The sequence below is a fragment of the Phaeovulum sp. genome (genome assembly GCF_041596715.1).
GTDB lineage: Bacteria > Pseudomonadota > Alphaproteobacteria > Rhodobacterales > Rhodobacteraceae > UBA6213.
Genome location: NZ_JBFHIA010000023.1, coordinates 1 through 20,463 on the forward strand (window position 1 = coordinate 1; position 20,463 = coordinate 20,463).

The 20,463-nt window shown below is 61.4% G+C and carries 11 protein-coding genes; 6 read left to right on the forward strand and 5 right to left on the reverse strand.

Translation table 11 applies throughout. The annotated features are described in order from the left end of the window. Together ABY403_RS02940 and ABY403_RS02945 are read right to left on the reverse strand one after the other, a co-directional pair. On the reverse strand, nt 1-3,690 hold a 3,690-nt coding region (locus tag ABY403_RS02940; protein ID WP_372838594.1), incomplete at its 3' end, for a nitrate reductase subunit alpha. A gap of 17 nt (nt 3,691-3,707) precedes the next feature. Then, nucleotides 3,708-6,434 carry a nitrate/nitrite transporter gene (locus ABY403_RS02945; RefSeq protein ID WP_372838597.1) on the reverse strand — a complete coding sequence of 909 codons (2,727 nt, stop codon included), beginning with the start codon at nt 6,432-6,434 and terminating at the stop codon, nt 3,708-3,710. A gap of 248 nt (nt 6,435-6,682) precedes the next feature. On the opposite strand from ABY403_RS02945, the gene ABY403_RS02950 reads away from it, so the two are divergent. From ABY403_RS02950 to ABY403_RS02965, 4 genes are all read left to right on the forward strand, one after another. Then, entirely contained in the window at nt 6,683-7,462 is a 780-nt protein-coding gene (locus tag ABY403_RS02950) for a helix-turn-helix domain-containing protein (protein ID WP_372838599.1), read from the forward strand. A gap of 161 nt (nt 7,463-7,623) precedes the next feature. Continuing rightward, nucleotides 7,624-8,256, forward strand: a complete 633-nt coding sequence (locus tag ABY403_RS02955) for a TetR/AcrR family transcriptional regulator (RefSeq protein ID WP_372838602.1) — start codon at nt 7,624-7,626, stop codon at nt 8,254-8,256. A gap of 39 nt (nt 8,257-8,295) precedes the next feature. Next, complete coding sequence (locus tag ABY403_RS02960) at nt 8,296-8,706, forward strand: hypothetical protein (protein WP_372838604.1); 411 nt, start codon at nt 8,296-8,298, stop codon at nt 8,704-8,706. 30 nt (nt 8,707-8,736) lie between these two features. Next, nucleotides 8,737-9,144, forward strand: coding sequence for a hypothetical protein (locus tag ABY403_RS02965; RefSeq protein WP_372838606.1), 408 nt, complete (start codon nt 8,737-8,739; stop codon nt 9,142-9,144). Nucleotides 9,145-9,171: 27 nt separating this feature from the next. Here the strand turns inward: ABY403_RS02965 and arsJ are convergent, their stop codons facing one another. Genes arsJ through ABY403_RS02980 form a run of 3 tightly spaced genes read right to left on the reverse strand, consistent with a single transcriptional unit; the run spans nt 9,172 to nt 12,275 of the window. Next, complete coding sequence (arsJ, locus tag ABY403_RS02970; protein ID WP_372838609.1) at nt 9,172-10,401, reverse strand: organoarsenical effux MFS transporter ArsJ; 1,230 nt, start codon at nt 10,399-10,401, stop codon at nt 9,172-9,174. 11 nt (nt 10,402-10,412) lie between these two features. Then, nucleotides 10,413-11,423: an ArsJ-associated glyceraldehyde-3-phosphate dehydrogenase gene (locus ABY403_RS02975; RefSeq protein ID WP_372838611.1), complete on the reverse strand. Its 1,011-nt coding sequence runs from the start codon at nt 11,421-11,423 to the stop codon at nt 10,413-10,415. 3 nt (nt 11,424-11,426) lie between these two features. Next, nucleotides 11,427-12,275 carry a metalloregulator ArsR/SmtB family transcription factor gene (locus tag ABY403_RS02980; RefSeq protein WP_372838613.1) on the reverse strand — a complete coding sequence of 283 codons (849 nt, stop codon included), beginning with the start codon at nt 12,273-12,275 and terminating at the stop codon, nt 11,427-11,429. Between the two features lie 262 nt (nt 12,276-12,537). Between ABY403_RS02980 and ABY403_RS02985 the strand changes: the two genes are divergently transcribed. Together ABY403_RS02985 and ABY403_RS02990 are read left to right on the forward strand one after the other, a co-directional pair. Further along, nucleotides 12,538-17,517, forward strand: coding sequence for a 2-oxoacid:acceptor oxidoreductase family protein (locus ABY403_RS02985; RefSeq protein ID WP_372838616.1), 4,980 nt, complete (start codon nt 12,538-12,540; stop codon nt 17,515-17,517). Then, nucleotides 17,514-20,264, forward strand: a complete 2,751-nt coding sequence (locus ABY403_RS02990) for a sulfide/dihydroorotate dehydrogenase-like FAD/NAD-binding protein (RefSeq protein WP_372838619.1) — start codon at nt 17,514-17,516, stop codon at nt 20,262-20,264. The genes ABY403_RS02985 and ABY403_RS02990 overlap by 4 nt, the downstream gene beginning before the upstream one ends. Nucleotides 20,265-20,463: the final 199 nt, after the last annotated feature.

The following is a 20,463-nucleotide window of genomic DNA, read 5'->3' on the forward strand; positions in this document are numbered from 1 at the left end:
CTTGTCCATCTTTCGAACGATCACGAATTCGTCGCGGTTTGCACCGACCGTGCCGTAGTAGTTGAACCCGTAGCTCAACTGCGCATAGCCGCCGATCATATGCGTGGGCTTCAGCACCGTGCGCGTGACCGAGTTGTGGATGCCGCCGCGTTTGCCGGTGATCTGGCTACCGGGGGTATTCACGATCTTTTCCTGCGCGTGATACATGAACAAGTTGCCCTGCTTGATGCGTTGGCTGACCACGCAGCGCGCCGTCAGCACGCCGTTGACGTTGAAAACCTCAACCCAGTCGTTATCGACCAGCCCCGCCTTTTGCGCATCGACCTCGGAAATCCAGACCACCGGGCCACCTCGGTTCAGCGTCAGCATCAAAAGGTTGTCGGAATAGGTCGAGTGGATGCCCCATTTCTGGTGCGGGGTGATGAAGTTCAGCACCACGGTTTTCGAGGCCCCCGCCTTGCCCATTGCTGGGGTTGTGGTCTTAAGGTCAACCGGCGGGCGCCATGTCACAAAGCCCTCGCCGAATACGCGCATCCATTCATGGTCCTGATAAAGCTGCTGGCGCCCGGATAGCGTGCGCCACGGGATCAGCTCATGCACGTTGGTGTAGCCCGCGTTGTAGCTGACCTCTTCGCTTTCAATCCCCGACCATGTGGGGGACGAGATGATCTTGCGTGGTTGCGCCGCGATGTCGTGGAAGCGGATCTTTTCGTCCTCTTTGGCCGCCGCCAGATGCGCATGTTCGCGCCCGGTGATCTTTTCAAGCGCGTGCCATGCCTTCACGGCAACCTCGCCGTTGGTTTCTGGCGCGAGCATCAAGATCACTTCCGCCGCGTCGATCGCGGTGTCGATCTTGGCCATGCCTTCGGTCGCGCCCTTTTCGGTGACGCTGCCGTTGAGCGCGCGCAAATGGTGCACCTCGGTCTTGGTATCCCACGCGATACCCTTGCCGCCGTTGCCGACCTTTTCCATCAGCGGGCCGAGGGCGGTGAAGCGTTTGTAAAGGTTTGGATAATCACGCTCCACGGCAATAAAGTTTGGCGCAGTCCTGCCAGGGATCAACTCGCATTCGCCTTTCTTCCAATCAGCGACGTGGGGCTGCGCCAACTCTCCGGGGCTGTCGTGCTGCATTGGTAGCGACACGATGTCGGTTTCGACGCCCAGAACCTCGGGCGCGACGTCTGCAAACTTGCGCGCGAGGGTTTTGAATATTTCCCAATCCGACTTGCTTTCGTAGGCCGGGTCCACTGCCGCTTGCAGCGGGTGGATGAAGGGGTGCATGTCCGAAGTGTTCAGATCGTCCTTTTCGTACCAGCTGGCAGTCGGCAGAACGATGTCGGAATAGACGCAGGTGGTAGACATCCGGAAATCGAGCGTCACCAGAAGGTCAAGTTTTCCTTCGGGGGCCGCATCGTGCCATTTCGCCTCAAGCGGTTTCTTGCGCCCCTCCACGCCCAGATCCTTGCCCAGCACGCCATGGTCGGTGCCCAGCAGGTGGCGCAGGAAATATTCGTGCCCCTTGCCCGACGAGCCAAGCAGGTTCGAGCGCCACACGAACAGGTTGCGCGGCCAGTTTTCAGGCGCGTCAGGGTCTTCGCAAGACATTTGCAGCTTGCCCGATTTCAGCCCCTCGGCCACATAGTCCGCCGCCGATTTGCCCGACGCCTTGGCCGCGCGGCCCACTTCTAGCGGGTTGGTCTTGAGCTGCGGCGCCGAAGGCAGCCAGCCCATCCGCTCGGCCTGAATATTGTAGTCGATCAGGCTTCGCTCGGCCCAGTTGCCCGCAGGGGCCGTGGGCGACACGATCTCGTTCGCCGATACGGTTTCATACCGCCACTGGTCGGTGTGGGCATACCATGCGCTGGTCGAGTTCATGTGCCGCGGCGGGCGCGCCCAATCGAGCGCAAAGGCAAGCGCCGTCCAACCGGTCTGCGGACGCAGCTTTTCTTGCCCCACATAGTGCGACCAGCCGCCCCCCGACTGGCCCACGCAACCGCACATCACCAGCATGTTGATGATGCCGCGATAGGCCATGTCCATATGGTACCAGTGGTTCAGCCCGGCACCGAGAATGACCATGGATTTGCCGTTGGTCTTTTCGGCGGTCGAGGCGAATTCGCGCGCCACCGCAATGATACGGTCGCGCGGCACGCCGGTAATCTTTTCTGCCCAAGCAGGGGTAAAAGGCACGTCGGCATCGAACGAGGTGGCAACGTTGTCACCGCCAAGGCCGCGGTCTAGGCTGTAGTTGGCACAGAAAAGGTCGAACACCGTGGCAACCAGCGCCTCGCCATCCTTCAACTCCAGCCGCTTCACCGGCACGTCGCGGGTCAGCACCGCACCGCGGTTGTCGGCGACGAAATGCTCGCTGGCCTCGCCGCCAAAATAGGGGAAATCGACCCCGACCACGTCATCGTGGTCTTGATCAAGGATCAGCGTCGTCTGCAACTCAACGTCGCTGCCCGCTGCCTTTTCCTCAAGGTTCCACTGCCCGTCCTGCCCCCAGCGAAAGCCGATCGAGCCGTTCGGTGCCACGACCTTACCGGTCTTGGCGTCAAACCCGACGGTTTTCCAGTCGGGGTTGTTGGCCTCGCCAATGCCGTCTGCAAAATCCGCGGCGCGCAACATGCGGCCGGGCACCAGCCGCCCGTCACGCTCTTCCAGCTTCACCAGCAGTGGAAAATCGGAATACTTGCGGGTGTAATCTTCGAAATAGGGTACCTGCCGGTCAAGGTGGAACTCGCGCAGGATGACGTGGCCAAAAGCCATGGCCAGTGCGGCGTCGGTGCCTGCTTGCGGGTTCAGCCAGACATCGCCAAACTTGGCGGCCTCGGAATAGTCGGGGCTGACCACGGCCGACTTTGTGCCGCGATAGCGCGCCTCGGTATAGAAATGCGCATCCGGTGTGCGGGTCTGCGGCACGTTCGAGCCCCAGAGGATCAAATAGCCCGCGTTGTACCAGTCGGCGCTTTCGGGCACGTCGGTCTGCTCGCCCCAAGTTTGCGGGCTGGCAGGCGGCAAATCGCAATACCAGTCATAGAACGACATGCAGGTGCCGCCCAGCAGGCTAAGGTAGCGCGACCCGGCGGCGTAGCTGACCATCGACATCGCCGGAATCGGTGAAAAGCCGAACACACGGTCAGGCCCGTAGGTCTTGGTCGTATAGGCGTTCGCGGCGGCGACGATTTCGGTCACTTCGTCCCAAGTGGCGCGCACAAAGCCGCCCTTGCCACGGGTCTTGGTGTAGCTGGCGCGCTTGGCCGGGTCTGACTGAATGGCGGCCCAAGCGGCCACCGGGGCCATGCTGGCGCGCGCTTCGCGCCACAGCCGCATCAGATTGCCGCGCACCAGCGGGGTTTTGACCCGATTGGCCGAGTAGAGATACCAGCTATAGGACGCCCCGCGCGCACAGCCGCGCGGCTCGTGGTTGGGCATGTCGGGGCGGGTGCGCGGATAGTCGGTCTGCTGGGTTTCCCAAGTTACGATGCCCGACTTGACATAGATCTTCCAACTGCACGAACCGGTGCAGTTCACCCCGTGGGTCGAGCGCACGATCTTGTCGTGCCGCCAGCGGTTGCGATAGGTCTCTTCCCAATCGCGGCTTTCGATCGTGGTCTGGCCGTGGCCGCCAGCAAAGGTGTCCTTGCGAACCGTTTTGAAGAAATTGAGACGGTCGAGAAGATGGCTCATCTTTCGGTCCTTTCAGGTCAGGCTTGGGAAGCGGCAGCTGCGGCCGCGCGTGTGGAGGCATCAAGCAACCCGCCGCGACGGGTGTAGTAAGCCCATGTCAGCGCAGCGCAGAGCACGTAGAAGGCAAGAAATGCCCAAAGTGCTGTTGCCGGTGTGCCGGTCAGGGCAATCGAGGTGCCATAGGCTTTGGGAATGAAGAACGCGCCATAGGCCGCGACGGCGGATGTAAAGGCGATGATCGCAGCGCTTTCACGCTCGGCCTGCTTGTGCATGGCGGCCTTGTCGAGCTGTGGCATCAGCCGCGGCACTTCGCGCGCCATGATCGAGGGGATCATCTGGAAGGTAGAGGCATTGCCCACCCCGGTCAGGAAGAACAGCGCCATGAACGCGGCGAAAAAGCCCCAGAACGCGCCGGGTTGATCGCTGATCTCGACAAAGAAGATCACCCCGAACACCGCCACGATCATGCCGAGGAAGGTCCAGAACGTCACGCGCCCGCCGCCAAAGCGATCCGACACCCAGCCGGTGCCCGCTCGGCTAAGCGCGCCCACCAACGGGCCCAGAAACACCAGTTGCAGCGAATTGACATCGGGAAACATGATCTTGGCCAGCAGCGGAAAGCCCGCCGAATAGCCGATGAAGCTGCCGAAGGTGCCGGTGTAGAGAATGCACATGATCCAGTTGTGCTTGCGGCTGAAGATGATCGCCTGCTCGGTAAAGCTGGCCTTGGCATCGGCGATGTCATTCATGCCCACCCATGCTGCGATGGTCGAGATGATGATGAAGGGCACCCAGATGAAGCCCGCGTTCTGCATCCAAAGCTGGCCGCCCGTAGACATCGTTTGCGGCGCGCCGCCCAATGCGCCGAACACCGCCGTGGTGATGACGACCGGCACCAGAAACTGCATGACCGACACGCCAAGGTTGCCCAGCCCGGCATTCAGCGCCAGCGCGTTGCCCTTTTCGGCCTTGGGGAAGAAGAAAGCGATATTGGCCATCGACGAGGCAAAGTTGCCGCCGCCAAAGCCGCAGAGCAGCGCCAGTGTGAGGAAGATGAAATAGGGGGTTTCCGGGTTCTGCACCGAATAGCCGATACCCAAGGCCGGTATCAGCAACGAGGCGGTCGAAATCGTGGTCCATAGCCTGCCGCCAAAGATCGGCACCATGAAGCTGTAAAAGATCCGGAAGGTCGCGCCCGAAAGCCCGGGCAACGCCGCCAGCCAGAACAATTGCCCCGGCGTGAAGTCGAAACCGATCGCAGGCAGGCGCGCCACCACAACCGACCAGACCATCCAGATCGAAAACGCCAGCAACAAGGCGGGGATCGAGATCCAAAGGTTGCGGCGCGCGATGCGGCGGCCCTTTTCGGCCCAGAATACCGGATCTTCGGGCCTCCATTCTTGCAGCGCGTGCGAGGCGGTTGCCGTGCCATCCTGCCGCGTCATGCCCTGCATCTCGGGCAATTCGGGCAATGCGGCGCGCGCACTGCCTTCTGCGTTGCGCTCCATCTGCCGGATGGCGAGATGCATCCACAGCAGCGACACGCTTACCAGCAGGAACATCAGCGCGAAGGCAGTGGTGTAAATGCCGGTCAGGTCGAGCGCCACGCCAAAGGCGATAGGCAGCAGAAAGCCACCCAGCCCGCCGATCATGCCGACCAGCCCGCCAACCGCGCCAACGTTGTTGGGGTAATAGACGGGAATGTGCTTGAACACGGCCGCTTTGCCGAGGCTCATGAAAAACCCCAGCATGAACAGTGTGATGACAAAAGGCGTGGTGTCGAGGCTGGTTGAAAACGCGATCGGGCCGTTCTTGCTTTGGATCACGTAGTCGGTCGGGGGATAGGACAGCATGAACAAAAGGATGGCCGAAAACCCAAGGCTCCAATACATCACCATGCGCGCGCCGAAGCGGTCGCTCAGATGCCCGCCATAGGCACGAAATACCGATGCCGCGAGCGAGAACGAGGCCGCAGCCATGCCCGCCGTGCGGATGTCGAGCGAATAGACATCAACCAGATAGTGCGGCATCCAAAGCGCCAGCGCCACAAAGCCGCCGAATACGTAGAAATAGTAAAGCGAGAAGCGCCAGACCTGAAGGTTCCGCAAAGGTGCGAACTGCTCGGCCAGGCTTGGCGCGCGGGCACCCGATTGGCGGCGCGCCACAAGCTGCGGCTCGTCCTTGGCAAAGATGTAAAACGCGATCCCCATCGCCGCCAGCGCGATTGCCCAGACATGCGCGACACCGTGCCAGCCGTAAGCCACCATCACGAAGGGCGCGATGAACTTGGTCACCGCTGCGCCAACGTTACCCGCGCCAAAGATGCCGAGCGCGGTTCCCTGTTTGCCCGGCCTGTACCAGCGCGACACATAGGCAACCCCGATGATGAACGACCCACCCGCGAGGCCGATGCCCAGCGCCGCAATCAGATACATCAGGTAGCTTGAGGCCCAGGTAAGCATCCATGTGGCGCCAGCTGTCAGCAGCATCTGTGCGGAAAAGACGATCCGGCCGCCAAACCTTTCGGTCCAGACCCCCAGAAACAACCGCGTAAGCGAACCGGTCAAGATCGGCGTTGCGACCAGAAGGCCAAACTGAAACTCGTTTAGCCCAAGCTCTGCCTTGATCTCGACGCCGATGATCGAAAAGATCGTCCAGACCGCAAAGCAGGTCGTGAATGCGATCGTGCTTAGTGTCAGTGCACGTCCCTGCTCGCCAGACAACACATTCGCCGGATCCTGCATTTCCGCCCTCCGCATGTTGCGCTTTCGCGCGTCCGTTGAAGGCATCAGTCATCGCCGGGCGACAGAAAACTTGACCCAGATCAAAATGCGCGCGGCGGTTTTGGAAATCGCACTCGAATTGACGTGCTGCACCTGAGGGGCCGGAATGAGTCAATCCGCCGACGCGCAGGTTTCGGTTCGCGGCTAGACCTCGATCTGTCGCGTGCTTATCATATGATAAGGCCTCGTTGGGGAGAGGGAGGTGATTCGTGCGAGATTCTGAGCTTGCGCAGATTCGGCAGTTGCCGCTGTTTCGCACGATGGCGGATGATAGCTTTGCTTTGCTGATGCGCGCGGCCTATGACCAGACTTTTCCAGCCTTTGTGCAACTGATCGAGCAGGGGGCAGAGCCGGACTTTCTGCATATCGTGGTGGAAGGATCGGTAGAGCTTTTCGCGCGTTGGCAGGATCGTGAAACAACCATGGCGGTCGTGCGCCCGGTTTCCAGCTTCATCCTTGCGGCCTGCATCAAGGATGCGCCGTACCTGATGGCTGCGCGCACTTTGGAAAAGACCCGCATCATTCTTTTGCCCAGCGTCGATCTGCGCGCGGTTTTCCAAACCGACCACAAGTTCGCGATGGCGACCATCAACGAACTCGCCTCCTGCTACCGCAGCGTCGTTCGGCACGCAAAAGACATCAAACTGCGCAACGCGCGAGAGCGTCTGGCGGCCTATATTCTGCGCAAGACGCGCGATAGCAAAAGCGCAAGCTTCATCATCCCCGTCGAAAAGCGGCTGCTCGCCTCGTATCTTGGTGTGACGCCCGAAAGCCTTTCACGCACGATGAAGTCGCTTCAAGAGGTGGGTGCCAAGGTTGACGGGCAGCGCGTGATCATCACCGACCGAAAGGCGCTAGAGGCGGTTGCGCATCCGTCACCGCTGATCGACGGCCCGGATTGCGACGACGAGGCAGCACTTGCCGGTGCGGCCCTTCTGGACGATGGCGACGATGATGAGTCCGTCGTCGCAAGGCCCTATACCTACTGAACTGCCGAAAGTCGCACCCGCGCGGGCCATCATATCTTGCAATACCCCCTTTTTCAGGTTGCGTTTTTCAACGCAGCGGCCCGGTTGCGGCTTGGCCATTGACAAGCGCGAAAAAGCCTCCAAAATAGTTAGTAACTACTCACTAACAAGTTGGAGCCCGCATGGCAGCCCGCAAATCGGCAGAAAGCCGCAAGACAGAAATCGTCGCAGCCATGTTGCGTCTGGCAGATGAACTTGGCCCCGACAGGCTGACAACGCAGGCCGTTGCCACTGCGGTTGGCCTGACGCAGCCCGGTATCTTTCGCCATTTTCCGACCAAGCAGGATCTGTGGCAGGCGGTAGCCCTGCACATAACCGAAACCATGCTGGGCGCGTGGGACGAGGTGATGGCAACCGACGCTGCACCGCAAGACCGGCTTGCAGCACTTATCGGGGTGCAGTTGCGCCAGATCAGCGCCAACCCCGCGATCCCGGCGATTTTGCACTCGCGCGAGTTGCATGCCGAAAACGCGCCGCTGCGCGCCACGTTTATGGGCGTGATGACACGGTTCCAGACCATGCTGGTGAACGAGTTGCAGCGGGGCCGCGATAGCGGCGTGTTCCGCGCCGACCTTGTGCCCGCCGATGCGGCGGTGCTGCTGATTTCACTGGTGCAGGGCCTTGCAATCCGCTGGTCGCTTGGCCGGCGCAGCTTTGCACTTGAAGTCGAGGGGGCGCGGCTTGTCGCAAGCGAGATCGCGCTGTTCGGTGATTGTCCGGTCACAGCATCGGCGCAAGAGGCATCGCCAGAATGATCCACGCCGATTTCCAGAAACCACTAAGGGAGATGTGAAATGACGTCAAAAATAACGGGTTCCTGCTCTTTCAGGGCAGCAGCCATCATTGCCATCGTGTTCGGCCTTCTGACCGTCTTTTCAGGCGGCAGCGCGCTGTTCGGCGGTGCAGAGACCCAAGAATGGGTCGGCAATGCGGTGGGCTTCGTGCTCTGGTTCAACTTCCTGTCGGGCTTTGTCTATGTGGCGGCCGGTATCGGGATACTTCTGAACCGGTCTTGGGCTGCACGGCTCAGCATTGCGCTGGCCGTGGCGATCACCGCGGTCTTTGCCTTCTTCGGCTGGCACGTCCTTGCCGGCGGCGCGTTTGAAATGCGCACTGTCGGGGCGATGGTGCTGCGCGCGGTGGTCTGGATTGTCATCGCGGTTGTCGTCAACCGCGGCGACAAGACCTGCGTGCCAAAGTCCTGAGCCCGTCGCATCAAGGGAAAGGCAGCTGAAATGAAATACGGCAAACGAAATATCGTGGCGGGATTGCTGTTTCTGGCGGTCTTCATGCTCTACGGATTCGGGCTGATCTATCTGCGCGACTTCGCCCCGAACAAGGCGCAGTGGATCGCCGAATATACCACCGGCACGCATTTTGAATCGCGCCTTGCGCATGTGCACGGCAACCTATTTGCGTTCTTGAACGTGATGGTGGGCTATCTGATCCTGCGGCTGCCGATTTCGGCGGTATCGGCCAAATGGGTCTCGTGGCTTGCGCTTGCGGGTATGCTGATGCCGCTTGGAATCGTGGCGGAGTTCGCACTGAGTGCCTCGCCCGTGTTCGTGCTTGTGGGCGCAATCGCCATGGTCGCGGCTGTCGCGTGGCTCGGCATCGCCATATGGCGGGCAAAGGTCGTGTGACGCGGCGGCGGGGCGCAACCGCTGCGCCTAGGCCCCGCGCAACCGTTGCGCCGCGATCCAAGACGCGGCCGCAAGGGTGCCTGCCGTAGCAAGGCATAGCGGCAGGCCCCCCATCTGATAGCTGACGCCCGACAGCAGCGTGCCCAAAAGCCGCCCGGCAGCGTTCGACATATAGTAAAACCCCACATCCCTCGTAATCCTGCCAGCATCGCCAAAGGCCAAGATCAGATACGAGTGGATCGAAGAATTAACCGCAAAAACAAAGCCAAATAGCATGAGCCCCGCGATCAGCGTAACCGTCAACCAATCCGCCGGGGCACCGGCCAGCGCGGCGGCGGCCGCCAGCGCAAAGGGGATCGGCACCAGATACCCGGCCCAGCGGATCGCCTTTGCCAGCACGTCAGGCCCCGTGGTCCCGATGATGCGCGGCGCGGCTGCCTGCACGGCACCGTAAAGGATGATCCAAAGCGCCAGAAACCCGCCGATCACGAAAAACGCCCAGCGTCGGCCTTCAGGCGTGCCATCCGACAGCACCATCTGGAAGTAGACCGGAACGCCCACCACAAACCACACATCGCGCGCCCCAAACAGGAACAGCCGCGCAAGGCTTAGCCGGTTGACGCGCGGATCGTGTGACTTCCAGCCCGCAAACTTTGCGTCCTTGTCTTTTGCGGGCAAACCCGCAGGCAAGAACAGCGCCACGGCAAACAAGATCACGCTCAGCACAACCGCCATGCCCCAGATCGCCGCGTCAAACCCCCAAAGCCCCAGCAGCACCGCGCCCAGAAAGAAGCCCAACCCCTTCACCGCGTTCTTGGACCCGGTTAGCCTTGCCACCCAGCGAAACAACGTACCATCGCCTTCGGGTGCCAACAGCTTCACCGCCGATTTCGACGACATCTTGGCCAGATCCTTGGCCACCCCCGAAACACCCTGAACCGCCATCACGAAAGCCACCGAGGCAACCACGCCCCAGTTCGGGTCAAGTTGCGCCAGCGCGACCAAGGCACCGATTTGCAGCACCAGTCCCGCGTAAAGCGTTGCTGCCAGCCCGAAACGGGCGGCAAGCCAACCTGCGTAAAGGTTGGTGACGATGCCTGCCAGCTCATACAGCAAGAACAGCCACGCCAGTTGCACGGGCCCGAACCCGAGCGCGTTGAAATGCAGCAGCACAAGCATCCGCAACGCGCCGTCAGACAGCATGAAGGCCCAGTAGGCCGCGGTTACGGCGGCATAGGCGCGCAGCGGGTTGGGCATGGCCGCGCCGCTCACATCGCACCCGCCACCATGCGGGCGATGTCGGCCAGGCGGCAGGCATAGCCCCATTCGTTGTCATACCACGCGTAGATCTTTACCTGCGTGCCATTGACCACCATCGTCGATTGCGCATCGACGATCGAAGAACGCGGGTCATTGGTATAATCCGAAGACACCAGTGCGCGCGTCTCATACCCAAGGATGCCGTTCAGCGGCCCGTCAGCCGCCGCCTTGAGCAGCGCGTTGACCTCTTGGACCGTGGTTTCGCGCGCAACCTCGAACACGCAATCGGTCAGCGAGGCATTCAGCAGCGGCACCCGAATGGCGTGGCCGTTCAAGCGGCCCTTGAGTTCGGGGTAGATCAGGGTGATGGCGGTTGCGCTGCCCGTGGTTGTCGGGATCAGGTTCAACAGGGCAGAACGCGCGCGCCGCATGTCCTTGGCGGGGCGGTCTACGATGGTCTGCGAGTTGGTCACGTCATGAATCGTGGTGATCGCGCCGTGCCGGATGCCAAGATTTTCGTGGATCACCTTCACCACCGGGGCAAGGCAATTGGTGGTGCAAGAGGCTGCGGTAATCAGATCATGCGTGGCCGGATCATAAAGGTGGTGGTTTACACCATAGACAAGGTTCAGCGCACCGCCGTCCTTGACCGGAGAGGAGACGACGACCTTTTTCACACCGGCGGCGAAATAGGGGGCGGTCTTGGCCGCCGTCTTGAATACCCCGGTGCAATCAATCACCAGATCAACGCCAAGTTCGGCCAGCGGCAGGGCTTCGATGGTTTTTTGCCGCGTCAGGCGGATGCGCTGGCCGTTCAGCGTAAGGCTTTCGTCATCATGCTCGATCTTGGCGTTCCAGCGCCCGTGAACGCTGTCAAACTCGACCAGCAGCGCATGTTGTTCGGCATCGCCTGCGGGGTCGTTGAGCAACACGATCTCACCACCCGCGCCCATGTCGATCAGGTTTCGCAGAACAAGTTTTCCGATCCGGCCAAGACCGTTGAGCGCGATGCGGGGCATTTTTCAATCCTTTGTTGCGATGTCAGACTGCGCGCCGATCCGGTCCACCCGCGCTTGCAGCGCAAGCCGATCAAGCGTGGCAAAAGGCAGATCGACAAATGCGGTGATCCTGCGGCGAAGCGCACCGTAGGTTTGCGCGAAAACCAGCGCCTTTTCGGCGTCCGTTCCCGTTGCTTTCACCGGGTCGGGCAGGCCCCAATGGCCGGTGATCGGCTGGCCCTGCCAAGGCGGGCATTCCTCGGCCGCCGCGGTATCGCAGACGGTGAACACGAAATCCATCACCGGGGCGTCGGCGTGCTGAAACTCTGACAGATGTTTGGCGCGCAGGCCCGACACCTCATGTGCATTGCGCCTAAGCACATCAAGCGCAAAGGGATTCAGCGCAGAGTTGGGCAGGGTGCCTGCCGAAAACGCCCGAAACCGCCCGCCGCCCAGATCGCGCAGCAGGGCCTCGGCAAAGATCGACCGGGCAGAGTTGCCAGAACAGATGAAAAGCACGTTGAAATCGGCATCGCGCATGGAAAAGCCTTCTTTCTGGCTGGCAAGAAGCGGTGACAGCAGATCGGGGCGGGCGCGGCCGATATCGAGCGCAAGATAGCCCACAAGGCCCTCGGTCATATCCAGATCGACCGAATAGAAAAGCGAGCGCCCGTGCCGCGCCACCCGCACCAGTCCAGACGCCGCCAGATCAGACAGATGATGCGAAAGCGTATTCTGTTTCAGCCCCAGTGCCGCGGCGATCTCGGTTGGCCGCACACCTTGCGGTGCAAAGCGCATCAGCAAGCGAAAAACGGCGAGGCGGCCGGGATGACCCAACGTGGCAAAGGCATGAGTGGCGCGATTTGGTTCCATAATTCCCGATTAACGGAATTGATGTGCGCGCGCCAGTGAACCTTTTATGACAGTGCGTCGCTATTTCGCAGCACCCTGCGAATGGTGGGCAACCTTGTTGCAAAAGGTCAAGCGGCGCACTGATAACGGGCAGATCCAAGCTGGCCAGAACCCGCGCAGAGAAGACACAAGGTCAGGTTTAGCGCTACCTGCGCGCATTCGTTGCATGGACTATCGGGCAAGAGCGCCTATGTGTTTTGGCAAGTTGAGTCTGGAGAATACCATGCGCGACACGCTTCCCTGCACATCAGAGTTCCCTGGGATCCCCACGGTTATTCACGGAAATGGCGCGATCGCGCAGGTGATGGGGCAGGTCTGCGGGGGTGTGATTGGCTACCCGATCACCCCCTCAACCGAGATTGCCGAGCTTTACGAGGCGTTCAGGGCCGCGGGTGGTGTGAACATCTGGGGCAGGCACCCGTTCTTCTTCGAACCCGAGGGCGAACATTCTGCGCAATCGGGCGCGCTGGGCGCGGCATTGACGGGTGGGCAGTATATCTCCAACGCCTCGTCCAGTCAGGGTATCCTCTACGGCATTGAATCGCATTACGTCACCGTTGGCAAAAAGGTCGGCGGCTTCGTGTTGCAGGTCGCGGCACGCTCGGTCTCGCGCCATTCGCTGAACGTGATGGCGGGGCATGACGACGTTTATGCGCTGCTGCCCTCTGGCTACACCATTCTGTTCGGCTCCAACCCGCAGGAAGCCGCCGACCTTGCGGCGATTTCCTACAAGGTCAGCGCGATGTCGATGATTCCGGTCGCAAACGCCATGGATGGCTTTGTCACCAGCCACATGATGAGCGAAGTGCGGATGCCGGAAGATGATCTGCTGCGCCGTTTTCTGGGCGATCCGGATGGCCGTATCGCCTGCCCGACGGTCGCGCAAGAAATGCTGTTCGGTGCCAAGGGCAGGGTGTTTCAGCTCAAGCGGTATCTGGGCCGCCACAGCACCGATCTGGATCAGGAGGATTATGTAAAGCTGATCGCCTACCTCGATGCCAATGCCGATGCTATTGAGGCTGACAACGCGGGCGCAATGGTCGCCGCAACGCTTGCCAATCTGCCCGAGGAATTGCACCTCCAATGGCAGCGCCAATGGGTCAACGCCTTCCAGAAAGGAACGCGCCAGCGCGTTCCGGCACAGATTGATGTGAATAACCCGGGCCTGACGGGTGGCGTGCAGAACCAGCCCGACTTCCAAGCCGGCAGCGTTGACCACCGCACCCACTTTTCGCGCGACGTGCCGCGCTTCGTGCGTGAAGCGATGCAGGAATACTCCGCACTGACCGGGCGCGATTATGCGCCGATCAAGACCTTCCTTTGCGACGATGCAGAGACGGTGCTGGTCGGTCTCGGCTCTGTCACCGATGATGCCGAGGCGGTCGCATCCTATCTGCGCCGTCAGGGCAGAAAGGTTGGCGTGATCTCGGTCAAGCTGCTGCAACCTTTCCCCGAGGCGGAACTGATAGCCGCGCTCAAGGGCAAGAAAGCTGTGACCGTGCTGGAACGTTCCGAGGTCACTTCGCTGACTGCGCTTGTCAACCAAGCCTTTGTCAAAGCAGTCGAAAACGCTGAAGAGACGCGTCACCCCGGTATCCCCGCAATGGCGCGGCTGCCACGGCTGACAACCGCAATCTTCGGCCTTGGCGCGCATGATCTGCAACCGCGCCACCTGATCGCGGCCTATGACAATATGGACGGGCAGAACGCGCCCTTTGTCTATCTGGGCAGCCAGTTCTTTTCCAAGACACCGTCGCCGGAACTGGCCGGGCTGCAAGACAGGCTGCGTGCGGCCTATCCCGAGACCGAGTTGATGGCGCTAGAACCGAAGCCGAACCCGAAGCTATTGCCCGAAGGCGCGCTGCGCATCCGCTTCCATTCGGTCGGCGGCTACGGCACCATCGCAACCGGCAAACTTCTGACCGATATTCTGGCCAATGTGCTTGGCCTCTTTTCCAAGGCGGCGCCGAAATACGGTTCGGAAAAAAGCGGTGCGCCGACCAACTATTACATCACCCTCAGCCCAGAGCCGGTAAAGATCACCAACGCCGATCTTGAGGATGTCGAGGTCGTGGTTTCGCCCGACCACAAGGTATTTGCGCACAGCAACCCGCTGCGCGGTCTGGTCGAGGGCGGCACTTTCATCTTGCAATCAAGCCTGCCACCGCTCGAGGTCTGGAAGGGCCTGCCCGGGGCGATGCGTGACTTCATCATCAAGAAGAAGATCCGCTTCTATGTGCTTGATGGCTTTGCCATTGCCAAGAAACACGCGCCTTCCCCCGAACTTGAAACCCGCATGATGGGCATCGCCTTCATCGGGGCGGTTTGCGGCCATGTCGATCAGATCACCCAAGGCGCGGACGAAACCGCCGTGCTCGACAAGATCCGCAGCCAGATCGCCAAGAAGTTTTCCGCCAAGGGTGGTGCCATCGTCGATGGCAACATGGCCGTGATCCGCGACGGGCTCGAGGCGACAATTGCCATCGACTACGCGGCACCCGAATATGCACAAATTGCCGCCAGCGCGCCGCAGGAACCCGCCTTCAGCCCGATGATCTCGGCCTCGATGTGCCGGATCGCGCAAGACGCCGCGCCCGCCGGGATGTTCGATCACGGCTATTTCGAAGAAACCGTGGCCGCACCCTTCCGCGCGGGCACCATTGGCGAAGCACCGGTATTGCCGGGCAGCGGCATGTTCATGCCCTCTGGCACCGCCGCCGCGCGCGACAAGGGCTTGTTCCGGCGTAATGTGCCGGTATTCAACGCCGATCTTTGCACCGGCTGCATGGATTGCACGATGGTCTGCCCCGATGCGGCGATTCCCGCCTCGGTGCATGACATCAACGATCTGCTGATGACTGCGCTGAAAAAGGCCGAAATGTCGGCCACACAACGCGACGTTCTGCGAGAGCATATTCGCCCGATTGGCGAGGCCGTGCGCGCCGCCTACCGCGAAGGGCGCGAGCGCAAGGCCTTCGGCGATTTGGTGGCGAAGGCCGTCGAAACGCTCGATGTCGATAGCGCCGTGGTCCGGCGCAACCTCACGCGGCTGGCCGAAGCCGCAGCGGTGCTGCCGGTATCGCAGACCCGGCCTTTCTTTGACGTGATGGAGGCTGAACAGGCCGGAACCGGGGGGCTTTTCTCGGTGGTGATCGACCCGTGGAAATGCTCGGGTTGCCTTGAATGTATCGCGGTTTGCGGCCCCGGCGCGTTGAGCGAGGCGGAACAGGACGCGCCGCTGCTAGAGCGGTTGCAGACCGAGTTCGAGTTTCTGTCGCAAACGCCGAACACGCAAGCGCGCTACATCGACCCGGCGTTCGAGCCAGAGGGCGATATCAAGCGGATGATGCTGGATCGCGACACCTATTATGCCACCACCGGTGGGCACGGCGCCTGCCGTGGTTGCGGCGAGGTGACCGCCATCCGTCAGGTTGTCTCCGCCAGCCACGCGCTGCACGACCGCCGCCTGCGCGGGCATGTGCGTGAGCTTGAAAAGCTGGATGCCGCCCTGACCGCCAAGCTTGCCGAGGTCACCGATCCTGCGCGTAAGGCGCGCATTGCCACTGCGCGTGATGTAATCGAAAAGCGCCTGTTCCTGATGGAAGGCGGGCCAACCGGCAACGGCCCTGCGGCCATGGTGGTTGCCAACGCGACCGGGTGCAGCAGCGTCTATGCCTCGACCTTCCCCTACAACCCCTACAACGATCCTTGGGTCAACAGCCTGTTCCAAGATGGGCCGGCCCTGACCAAAGGCATCTTCGAGGGCCTCACCTCGACCACCGCGGTCGATTTCAAGGCGCTGCGCACCGCGCGGCTGGAACTGGCCGACGCCTACGCCCCGGCCACGGATGATGCGTTCCTGCGCAATTTTGGCTGGACCGATTTTACCCCTGAAGAACGCGCGCTTTTGCCCACGGTCATCAACATCAGCGGCGACGGTGCGGCCTATGACATCGGCTTTGGTGCGCTGTCGCGGCTGCTTGCCACCAACACGCCCGTCAAGGTGATGGTGCTTAACAGCGGTGTTTATTCCAACACCGGTGGTCAGACCTCGACCGCGAGCCTTTCGGGGCAAGACAGCGACCTTAGCCGGTTTGGTGCCGCAGGCGGGGGCAAGCAGGAAGACCGCAAGGAGCTTGGCCTGATCGCCGCGTTCCATCCGAATGTCTTTGTGGTGCAAAGCGCCACATCGCTGCCGGGCCACTTTCTGAAGAACCTGATCCGCTATCTGGAACACAGCTCTTCGCCCGCCGTGCTGGACATCTACACCCCCTGTCAGTCCGAACAGGGCATTGCCGATGCCGCGGCCAGCGGGCGCGCGAAACTTGCGGTCGAAGCCCGCATCAACCCGGTATTCGTACATGATCCGAAGGCAGGCGCGACACTTGCAGAGCGTTTCTCGCTAGAGGGCAACCCGGCCGTCGATCAGGATTGGGCAACCACCACGCTCGAATATGTCGAGAATGGTGAGTTGAAGCTGATGGACGTGCCGCTGACGCCTGCCAACTTCGCCTTTGATGAAACGCGCTTTAAAAAGCAGTTCCGCCCGCTGAAAGACGGGGTAGAGGCGGTGCCGGTGCACGAATACATCGACCTGCCGCTGGCCGAACGCGCAGGCAAGGTGCCTTATGTGCTGGCAACAGACGCCAAGCGCCAACTGGTGCGCCTAGAGGTCGGCACAACCGTGGTGCATCTGGTTGAGGAGCGGCGGCGGAATTGGCGCACGCTTCAGCATCTGGCAGGCCAGAACGTGACCCATATCGATGCGCTGCACCACGCCGAACTCGCCAGCCTGCAACACCGCTACGAAGAGGCCGTGCAGGCGCGCGAAACCGCGATGGACAGCATCGCCAGCGGCATGAGCGAACTTGCGGCGGCCTCAAACGCGCCTGCCGCGGTCGGCTTTGCCGGGGCGCTTGCGCCGGTTGGTGCGCCGATTGGGGCAGGGGCCACGGCTGCCGCTGCGCCCGCGGCCGAGTTGCCGCATATCCATGAAGAGGATATTGCGCTCTGCTCCAACTGCAAGAAATGCTATCAGGAGGTGCCCGAACTCTTTGCCCTGACCCGGATCGTTGTCGATGGCGTGGCCAAATCCGTGGCCCACACCATTCCCGGTGCGCTCGAAAAGTTGGAGGTGACAGCGCAACTGAAAGCGCGGGTCGCCAAGGTTGCCGCCAACTGCGACTCGGAGATCATTCGATGAACGTCGAAACCTCCCCCAGCCAAGAAGAGCTGTTCCAGACCCAGATCGAGGTGCTGAAAAAGCACCTCGCCGCAGACCCCCGTTCGCTGCGCAACGTGTTCGTGGCCGACGGCACCCAAGCCATTGCTTGGGAGTTTCAGCAACCCGAGATCGGAGAGCGGTTCACCGGTGTTCTGTGGAACCTGTTGTTGCGCGGCGATGACATGAGCACTGTCTTGCAGCGGTTCCTTTGGGGCCTGCCGCTCAAATACAAGCGCAAGTTCATCCGCGCCCTCGATACGCATCTTTCGGGGCGCTATCCGATGTTCAAGGGCCTGTCGGAAAACTGGCCAGCGGGCAGCTATATCCCGCCCTACATCCGCCCGCCGGAAGAACGCAGCCATGATTTCGATTTGGTCAACCAAGGCTATCTTGGCTATCGGTCGCTTGGCTACAGCTTGCGCGAAGTCGATCTGTTCGTCTGGCTGGAAGTGCTGCGCGACAAGCAGTGCGAAGATCGGCCCTGCGAATTGGGCGTTCTGGTGCACGGCAAGAAGGACAGGCTTGGCGGCTGCCCTGTCAAGATCCACATCCCCGAGATGCTTGATCTGATCGGCAACGGCAAAATCCGGCAGGCGCTGGAACTGATCGAATCCTGCAACCCCTTGCCAAGCGTGACCGGGCGCGTCTGCCCGCAGGAACACCAGTGTCAGGGCGTCTGCGCCCACACTGGGCGGCCGATCGAGATTGGCCAGCTTGAATGGTATCTGCCCGAGCATGAAAAACTTGCCAACCCCGACCCGATGGCGCGCTACAAAGGGATCGTAAGCCCCTGGGTGCGCGCAGAAAAACCGCCGATCGCGGTGGTGGGTTCGGGCCCGTCGGGGCTGATCAACGCCTATCTTCTGGCCGTCGAGGGCTTTCCCGTCACCGTATTCGAGGCGTTCCACGAACTTGGCGGCGTGCTGCGCTACGGCATCCCCGAGTTTCGTCTGCCCAATTCGCTGATCGACGATGTCGTGGCCAAGATCGACGCGCTTGGTGGGCGCTTCGTGCGCAACTTCGTCGTGGGCAAAAGCGCGACGCTTGATGATCTGAAGGCGGCGGGCTTCTGGAAAATTTTTATCGGCAGCGGCGCGGGCCTGCCGACCTTCATGAACGTGCCGGGCGAACATCTGAACGGCGTGATGTCGGCCAACGAGTTTCTGACCCGCGTCAACCTCATGCGCGGGCTCAACCCCAGCTTTGAAACACCGTTGCCCGAGGTCGAGGGCAAGAACGTGCTGGTCATCGGCGGCGGCAATACCGCGATGGATGCTGCGCGCACGGCCAAGCGGCTGGGCGGCAATGTGACCATCGTTTATCGGCGCACAAAATCCGAAATGCCCGCCCGCATAGAAGAGCTGCATCACGCGCTGGAAGAAGGCATCGGCTTGGCCGAATTGCGCGGCCCGCGCGAGTTTGTGGGTGATGCCCACACGCATTTCGTCACCCACGCGCTGGTGGATGTGAACGAACTTGGCGCTGCCGATGCCTCTGGCCGCCGCCGCCCGGTATCGACCGGCAAGACCGAAGAGCTCGCCGCCGATCTGGTGATCATGGCGCTGGGCAATACATCGAACCCGATCATCGCAGCCTCCGAACCCGGTCTCAAAACCTCCAAATGGGGCACGATCGAGGTGGGCGAGGGTAGCCAGCAAACCTCGATTTCCGGCGTCTATACCGGCGGCGATGCGGCGCGGGGCGGTTCTACCGCGATCCGCGCTGCGGGCGACGGGCAGGCGGCCGCGCGCGAGATCGTGGGCGACATTCCCTTCACGCCCACCGAAGTGCGCGAGATGGTCGAAAAGGCTGCGAAATACACAGACCTCGGGCAGGCACGCCAAAGCATCGTCAAGCACAGCACACTGGCCGCGGGCATTGCCGAGTTGACGGTGCGCGCGCCCGTGGTTGCACATGCGGCCAAGGCTGGGCAATTCGTGCGGGTGCTGGCAAGCGCCGACGGCGAACTTATCCCGCTGACGCTGGCCGATTGGGATGCCGATGCAGGCACGATCGATCTGGTGATCCAAGGCATGGGCACCTCGACACGGCTGATGAACCAGATGGCGGTGGGCGATGCTTTTGCGGGTATCGCCGGGCCGCTTGGCCGACCAAGCGATGTCAAACCCTGCGGTGCGGACGAAACCGTGGTCTTTGCGGCAGGCGGCGTTGGCCTGCCTGCGATCTACCCGATCGCCAAGGCGCATCTGCACCTTGGCAACCATGTCACGATGATCATCGGATTCCGCTCGGCCGATCATCTGTTCTGGACGGGTGATGACGAACGTATGGGGCAGTTGAAGGCCAAGTTCGGCGACCAGCTTGACCTGATCTATTGCTCGAACGATGGCACCTTTGGCATCAAGGGTTTTGTCACCGCCCCCCTGGCAGAAATGCTGGAGGCAGGATCCGTTTCCAAGGGCCGCAAGATCGCCGAAGTCATCTCGGTCGGCCCGCCGATGATGATGCGGGCGGTCAGCGACCTGACCAAGCCATATGGGGTGCCAACCGTTGTAAGCCTGAACTCGATCATGGTCGATGCAACCGGGATGTGCGGTGCCTGCATGGTGCCAGTGCTGCACGACGGCAAGCCCGAGCGTCGCCACGCCTGTATCGACGGGCCAGAGTTTGATGCCCATACCGTCGAGTGGGAAAAGTTCATGCCACGCTTTACGCAGTTCAAGGCGCAAGAAGCCCGCAGCCTGCATCGCCACGGCCTCGACTGACCGCGCTTGCGCCGCCACACCCGGCAGAATTGGCCCGGCCCGATTCCCGATCGCCTTCGCGCGAAGGGGGCTGATATACTGCAACTTGTGGCTTTTGCCCCTAATCGCCCTGTTTCGGAACGTATCGGAGAGCACATTGGAAAAGTTCACCGCAGCCGTGGTCCAAGCCGCGCCATTCCCTGAAGATTCACTGAAAACC